Raw genomic sequence first — 6796 nt, 5'->3', positions numbered from 1 at the left:
CCAAACGGGCTCCGAAAAAAAGTTTTTCGAAGAGAAGTCTTGGCCGCCTCCGGTTGAAGCGGGCTGCAAAGGTAAGATCCGCGGCCTGACTTTTCCAACCCTACGTTCAACTTTTTTCTCAGCTGCTGCTGCCGACTGTGCCCCGAATCCGTTCGATTTGGGAGTGCAAAAGTGGGGCTTGGCCCGCTCATTTCCAAACCCGCTCCCCTTCTTTTTCGTTGAAGGCCCGCTTGGCCACCACCGACCGTTGGCTAGTACGCTGAGGTGTAACCCGTTGTCAATAACTTTTGGTTCATGAGAGGTAGAATATTTTTAGGAGCTTTGCCATTAGGCTTTGAAAAGGGCTTCCAATAAGAAGAGCGAGGCAGAGAAAATCCTTTCTTTCTACCTCGCTCTTCTTAATGTGCCAATAAGTTCATTTATCCCATATGTAGGGTACTGACGCGGTCAGGGCCGACGCTAACGATGCTGATGGGAACCTCTAATTGCTCCTCTAGAAAGCTGACGTAGTCCTTCAATTCTTTGGGTAGACTTCCAGCAGAATCTATTTGCTGGAGATTTACTTTCCAACCTGGTAGACTAGTGTACACTGGCTTCATAGTCTGCAAGTCACTGAGGTCAGGAAGTTGGTTGGTCTCCTCCCCTTCTGGGTTCCGATAATGGGTGCAGATTTGAATTTCGTCAAACTCGTCTAGCACATCGGCTTTCATAAGGTGAATTTCGGTGACCCCATTTAGCATAATGCTGTAGCGTAACGCCGGAAGATCAATCCAGCCGCAACGGCGGGGACGACCGGTAGTAGCCCCGAACTCGCGGCCGGCGGCCCGAATTTGCTCGCCTACCTCGTCGTGCAGTTCCGTTGGGAAGGGGCCGCTGCCTACGCGAGTGCAGTAGGCTTTGCTGATACCATATACTTTATCGATGTGGCGGGGCGCGATGCCGAGGCCAGTGCAGGCACCGGCCACGATAGTGCTGGAGGACGTTACGAACGGGTACGTTCCAAAATCAACATCTAATAAGGACCCTTGGGCACCTTCGGCCAAAATCTTCTTGCCCTGCCGCAGCAAATCGTTTAGCAGATACTCGGTGTCGGCCAGCTGCAGGGTACGCAGGAAGTCGACAGCAGAGAAAAAGTCGGCTTCGGCCTGCTCAATTTCAAGGGTCTGACCGTGGAAACTAGCCAGCGTAGCGTGGCGGGCCACCGCTTCATTGTAGCGCTGCTGGAAGTCGGTGGCAAGGATGTCGCCGACGCGCAAACCAGTGCGGCCGATTTTGTCTTGGTAGGTGGGGCCGATACCCTTTAAGGTGGAGCCAATTTTACCACCACCGCGAGCTTCTTCCAAAATACGGTCGAGGGCACGGTGGGAAGGCAGAATGAGCTGAGCCTTTTTAGAGATGTGCAGATTCTTAGCCCAGTCTACGCCCCGGTCGGTGAGTTTCTGGAGCTCAACGCGGAATACAACCGGGTCGAGAACCACGCCGTTGCCGACGACATTGATAATATGCGGGTGAAAAATTCCGGACGGAACCTGGTGCAGCACGTGCTTTATTCCGTCGAAAGTGAGGGTATGGCCGGCGTTGGGACCTCCCTGGAAGCGGGCTACCACATCGTAGGTAGGCGCTAGTACATCAACAATCTTTCCTTTCCCTTCGTCGCCCCACTGTAGGCCTACAAGTACATCAACGGGCATTAGCTAGCGGATTTGAGGACTTCGGCCGCGGCCGATTCATTTTCAGCAATAGTAAAAATGGCATTGAGCTTCGTCAGGGCCAGCATTTTGCGGGGGTGGTCGGCAGGGTTAATAAGCACCAATTCGCCACCACGGCTGCGGAACTTGGTCAGCAGCGACACCAGAACCCCGATACCGGTGCTGTTGATGTAGCGGATGCCCGACAGATCGACGGCGCAGAGCATTACGGATTCTCCCAGGTGGTCGTCGACGGACTGTAGGAGTTGTTGGGTGTCGGGGCTGCCGATCAGGTCGCCGGAAAGGCGCACGTGTAGGATGCCGTTGCTTACGGTAGATTCAGTTTTCATTCGCTGGCTGCGCGGGCGGCTGCTTTAGCGCGGCAGTCGCCACAAACGCCGTATAGGTTTAAAGAGTGATGCAAGATATGGAAATTCAAAAGGTCGCCGACCATCGTCTGGATGCCATGAATGCGCGGGTCACAGAACTCGACGACTTTGTGGCACTCGGTACAGATGACGTGGTCGTGCTGACGGTAGCCGTAGGATTTTTCGTACTGAGCGAGGTTGCGGCCAAACTGGTGCTTACTGACCAAGCCGTGCTCCACGAGCAAGTCGAGGGTATTGTAGACGGTAGCGCGGCTGACCTGCAGACCTTGCTCCTTCATGCCCGCATACAGCTCTTCCACGTCGAAGTGGCCGGTACGGGAGTATATTTCTTCCAGAATGGCATACCGCTCGGAAGTTTTGCGCAACCCCTTATTTTCAAGGTAGGCGGTAAAGATCTTCTTTACTTCCTCAAACTTCTCTTTGTCCAACATTATGTGACCTTATATATAAGGAGTGGTAAAAGTAGCAAAAGCAATGTATTTCCAAGAGGAACAACCAGCAGTACCGTACATGGTTCGCCAATGAATTTGCCTCTCACCTCCTTTTGTACTGCTTAAGACTTTTTAAACTTTCTAGGACCTAAGAAGCAAAACGCTCGACCAGCAGCACGCCATTTACTTTCGAGAGCCGGTGAATCATCTTGTTGAGGTGGTCTGTGTCGTTGACGAAAACCATAATCTGGCCCTCAAAGAAACCGTCGTTGGAGTCGATGGTGATGGAGCGCATGTTCACCTTCAGGCTGTTGGAAATGATGCGCGTCACGTCGTTTACCAGCCCGACCCGGTCGGAGCCCTTGATGCGGATACCGGCCAGAAAGGCTAGTTCTAGCTGATCGGTCCACTTGGCGCGCACGATGCGGTTGCCGTAGTTGGACATCATTTCTACGGCTTTGGGGCAGGACGTGCGGTGAATGACGATGCCCTGGTCGGTTTCAAAGCCGAACACGTCGTCGCCGGGAATCGGGTTGCAGCAGGGCGCGATGGTGTAGTCGAACTTCTGGGTTTGCTCCCCAATAACGAGCATATCGGCCCGCACGCCCCGGATTTTCTGCACTTCCTGATCGAAGGCCTTGGGCGCGAGAATGGACGGACTACGTGGCGCGTCACTGGCCGGATCGAATAGATTTTCCTTGATTTCGCGCCCGTCGAGCTGGCCTATGGCAATGCGGTAGAACAGATCCTGGGGGTTGTACATATTAAAATGTGCCAACAGTCGGTTCAGGTTGTCCTGGTTGTTTTCGATGCCGAGCAGCTCCAGCCGCTTTTCCACGATGAAGCGGCCATCTTCAGCCTTGTTGCGCTTATCGTCGCGCAGCCAATCCTTTATCTTACTGCGGGCCTTGGAGGTAATGACGTATTGCAGCCATTCCTCGGTGGGCCGCTGCTTCTGCGAGGTTAGAATTTCGACCTGGTCGCCGTTGCGGAGCTGGTAGCTGAGCGGCTCCAGCTTCTGGTTGACCTTTGCCCCGAGGCACTGCAGCCCGATGTGCGTATGAATTTCGAAGGCGAAGTCCAGGGCCGTGGCTTTATCGGGCAGAATGACCAGCTTGCCCTTGGGCGTAAAGGCGTAGACCTCTTTCACGAACAGGTTCTGGCGAAACTCATCCATAAACTCCAGGGCGCTGGAGTTATTGGTTTCGAGCATTTCGCGCACTTTGGCAATCCAGGCTTCAAGCGTCGATTCGGGCTGTACTGAGCCCGTGTCCTTATATTTCCAGTGGGCCGCGTAGCCTTTCTCGGCAATATCGTCCATGCGGCGACTACGAATCTGGACTTCAACCCACTGGCCCGTGCGCGACATGACGGTGGTGTGCAGGCTCTCGTAGCCGTTGGCTTTGGGCGTGCTCACCCAGTCGCGCAGCCGGTCGGGGTTGGGCTGATAGAAATCGGTGACGATGCTGTACACCTGCCAGCAGGCGGCTTTTTCCTGCTCCTGGGGCACATCGAGAATGACGCGGATGGCAAACAGGTCATAGACTTCATCGAAGGTCACGTTCTGCTTGCGCATTTTGCGCAGGATGGAATAGATGCTTTTGGGCCGGCCTTTGATTTCGAAGCCGAAGCCCTGAGCCTTCAGTTCCTCATCAATCGGCGTCACGAAGTCCTTGATAAAGCGGTTGCGCGCCCCCCGGCTCTGCCGCACCTTATTAGTAAGGTCGTTGTAAACTTCGGTGTCGGTGTACTTCAGATACAGATCCTCCAGCTCGCTCTTGATGGCGTAGAGGCCCAGGCGGTGGGCCAGCGGAGCATAGAGGTAAATGGTTTCGGAAGCAATCTTGAGTTGCTTATGGCGCGGCATCGAGTCGAGCGTGCGCATGTTGTGCAGGCGGTCGGCAATCTTGATCAGAATGACGCGCACGTCTTCCGACAAGGTGAGCAGCATCTTGCGGAAGTTCTCGGCTTGCTCACTGGTACCGTATTCAAAGACGCCGGAAATCTTGGTCAGGCCGTCCACAATCTGGGCCACGCGGGGCCCGAATTCGCGCTCCACGTCCGAAATTTCCCAGGGCGTGTCCTCCACCACGTCGTGTAGCAGGGCGGCCACAATGCTGGTGGTACCCAGCCCGATTTCCTCCACCGCAATCTGAGCCACGGCCAGCGGGTGCAGAATGTAGGGCTCCCCGGATTTGCGGCGCATCTCCTTATGAGCTTCCAATGAGGTGTTGAAGGCCTTTTTGATGAGCTTGGCGTCGTTGCCGGAAAGGTAGGGTTTGGCAGTACGGAGCAGGCGCCGGTAGTGCCGTAGAATCTCGTTGCGTTCTACTTCGGGGTCAATCAGAGTGGCCATGTATGCGGGGTGAAGCCGGAAGCTTCGGAGTTTACTACGCTTACGAAAGTACGAAGGGGCCGGCGGGTTTTTCGCCAATGCTGGATTTATAACACGGCAGAGCTGAAAATCCTTACGGGTTGGGTTCAGCTACAAGCATCCGTCATTGCTTGCGCTGCTCGGAACGACGTTCTGGCTGTAATATAAAGCATTGATTTTCCATATTTTAGCCCTTTCAGCACACCCTTTCCTCCTACTTTCTATTCCGATTTTGGCTCCCGATTTGAATATTCGGGATGCTTGCGTAGCTTTGCGCCCCCAAGGCAAGAGGCCGAGGAACCGCGGATGTGGCGAAATTGGTAGACGTGCCAGACTTAGGATCTGGTGCCGCAAGGCGTGTGGGTTCGAGTCCCTCCATCCGCACATAGTAATTTTTAACAGAGTACCTGAGCCCTCAACCCACCCGTTGGGGGTTTCTTTTTCGCCCGCCTTCCGATTCGTTTACTTTAACCGACGACCCCGTTTTGAATATCTCCTTCGACAAAAACGACGATCAGCTTAGTGCCATCCTGACAGTACACCTGACGGAAGCTGACTACTCGCCCGCCGTGGACGAGAAGCTGAAAGAATACAGCAAAAAGGCACAAATCAAAGGGTTCCGCCCCGGCAAAGTGCCAGTGGGTCTGGTTCGGAAGATGTACGGCAAAGGCATTCTGGGCGAGGAAATCAACAGCCTGCTTGGCAAAGCCGTGGACGGCTACATTAAGGAAAACAACATCAAGATCCTCGGTGAGCCCCTGCCCCTGCCCAGCGAAGTAAATTTTGACACCGATAAGGATTTCGACTTTCAGTTTGAGCTGGGCCTGTTGCCCGACTTCGAGCTGCCCGCCGACCAATCCATCACCATCGACCGTCATCAGGTGTCGGTTGACGACGCGACGCTGGAAGAAACCTACGACCAGATTGGCCGTCAGTTTGGCGAAAGCACCAACCCCGAGGTTTCGGAAGCCGGTGACTACCTGTACGGTAAGCTCAAGAAAGGCGACGACGAGGCTACCGAGCGTCCCGTGCTGCTGCCCATCAATAAGGTGAAGAACGGTGCTGACAAATTCATCGGCGTGAAGCCCGGCGACGTGCTGACCTTCGACCTGGCCGATGCCTTCGCCGGCAACGCCAACGACATTGCCAGCTTCTCGGGCCTTTCCAAGGAAGAGGCGGCTAACGTAAGCGGCGAGTACACGCTAAGCGTGGAGAAAATCAACCGCACCACTAAGCCCGAGCACGACCAGGAGCTGTTCGATAAGGTTTTCGGCAAAGACATCGTGACTTCGAAAGAGGAGTTCGACGAGAAAGTACGCGCCACGGTGCAGGAGAACTACGACCGGGAGGCTGAAAACCTGGTAAATCGTCAGATCATCGACAAGATGGTGGACGCTACCACGGTGCAGATTCCAACCGAGTTCTTCAAGAAGTGGTTAGTGCGCGCCAATGCCGGCAAGCTGACCGCCGAGCAGGTGGAAGAGCACTACGCCGACTACGAGCGGGAGCTGAAGTGGTCCATGATCCGCAACAAAGTGGTTGAGGAGCAGGAGCTGAAGGTGTCGAACGACGAGATTGTAGAGCGCACCATGCAGAAGATTATGGGCCAGTTCAACCTGCCCGAAATCAGCGAGGAACTGCAGGAGTCGGTACGCGGCTTCGCCGACAACTTCCTGCGGCAGGAGAACGGCAAGAACTACGTGAACGAGTACGAAGCCATTCTGGCAGAGAAAGTCATCGAAAACCTGCGCGGCAAAGTTGTTGTTAATGACAACCCGATTTCGGCCGAGGACTTCCGGACTCAGGGTGCAAGCTAAGCCTTAGCCAGCATCTTGGTTTTGTAACCAACAAAAAAGCCCTTACTTGCCAGTCAGGGCTTTTTTGTTGCCCGACGGGTTCTGTTTCTAATCTTCT

Annotated in this window: 5 protein-coding genes and 1 tRNA gene; 2 read left to right on the top strand and 4 right to left on the bottom strand. The window is 54.5% G+C overall.

Features of this window, described 5'->3' with window-relative positions; all coding sequences use genetic code 11:
• Window positions 1-419: 419 nt before the first annotated feature.
• The 4 genes from LGH74_RS06890 to LGH74_RS06875 form a co-directional block, all read right to left on the bottom strand.
• Window positions 420-1691 carry an adenylosuccinate synthase gene (locus tag LGH74_RS06890; RefSeq protein WP_226173704.1) on the bottom strand — a complete coding sequence of 424 codons (1272 nt, stop codon included), beginning with the start codon at window positions 1689-1691 and terminating at the stop codon, window positions 420-422.
• A complete protein-coding gene (locus LGH74_RS06885) occupies window positions 1691-2038 on the bottom strand; it encodes an STAS domain-containing protein (protein ID WP_226173702.1) in 348 nt (115 codons plus the stop codon). The genes LGH74_RS06890 and LGH74_RS06885 overlap by 1 nt, the downstream gene beginning before the upstream one ends.
• Window positions 2035-2508: a Fur family transcriptional regulator gene (locus LGH74_RS06880; protein ID WP_262904532.1), complete on the bottom strand. Its 474-nt coding sequence runs from the start codon at window positions 2506-2508 to the stop codon at window positions 2035-2037. The genes LGH74_RS06885 and LGH74_RS06880 overlap by 4 nt, the downstream gene beginning before the upstream one ends.
• Window positions 2509-2656: 148 nt before the next feature.
• Entirely contained in the window at window positions 2657-4864 is a 2208-nt protein-coding gene (locus LGH74_RS06875) for a RelA/SpoT family protein (RefSeq protein ID WP_226173700.1), read from the bottom strand.
• Window positions 4865-5184: 320 nt separating this feature from the next.
• On the opposite strand from LGH74_RS06875, the gene LGH74_RS06870 reads away from it, so the two are divergent.
• Window positions 5185-5266 (top strand) — tRNA-Leu (locus LGH74_RS06870).
• A 101-nt stretch (window positions 5267-5367) separates the two neighbouring features.
• Window positions 5368-6699 (top strand): trigger factor, encoded by a 1332-nt coding sequence (gene tig, locus LGH74_RS06865; RefSeq protein ID WP_226173698.1) that lies wholly within the window; start codon window positions 5368-5370, stop codon window positions 6697-6699.
• The last annotated feature ends 97 nt before the right edge of the window (window positions 6700-6796 follow it).

The organism is Hymenobacter lucidus (genome assembly GCF_020447265.1).
Lineage (GTDB): Bacteria > Bacteroidota > Bacteroidia > Cytophagales > Hymenobacteraceae > Hymenobacter > Hymenobacter lucidus.
Note: the sequence above shows the minus strand (reverse complement) of the source record. Positions and strands in the feature narration are given on the sequence as shown.

What these genes read in the sequence shown, in the direction of transcription:
- LGH74_RS06885 (WP_226173702.1), bottom strand. Translation starts at nt 2,038, where the DNA reads ATGAAAACTGAATCTACCGTAAGCAACGGCATCCTACACGTGCGCCTT.
- LGH74_RS06880 (WP_262904532.1), bottom strand. Translation starts at nt 2,508, where the DNA reads ATGTTGGACAAAGAGAAGTTTGAGGAAGTAAAGAAGATCTTTACCGCC.
- LGH74_RS06890 (WP_226173704.1), bottom strand. Translation starts at nt 1,691, where the DNA reads ATGCCCGTTGATGTACTTGTAGGCCTACAGTGGGGCGACGAAGGGAAA.
- LGH74_RS06875 (WP_226173700.1), bottom strand. Translation starts at nt 4,864, where the DNA reads ATGGCCACTCTGATTGACCCCGAAGTAGAACGCAACGAGATTCTACGG.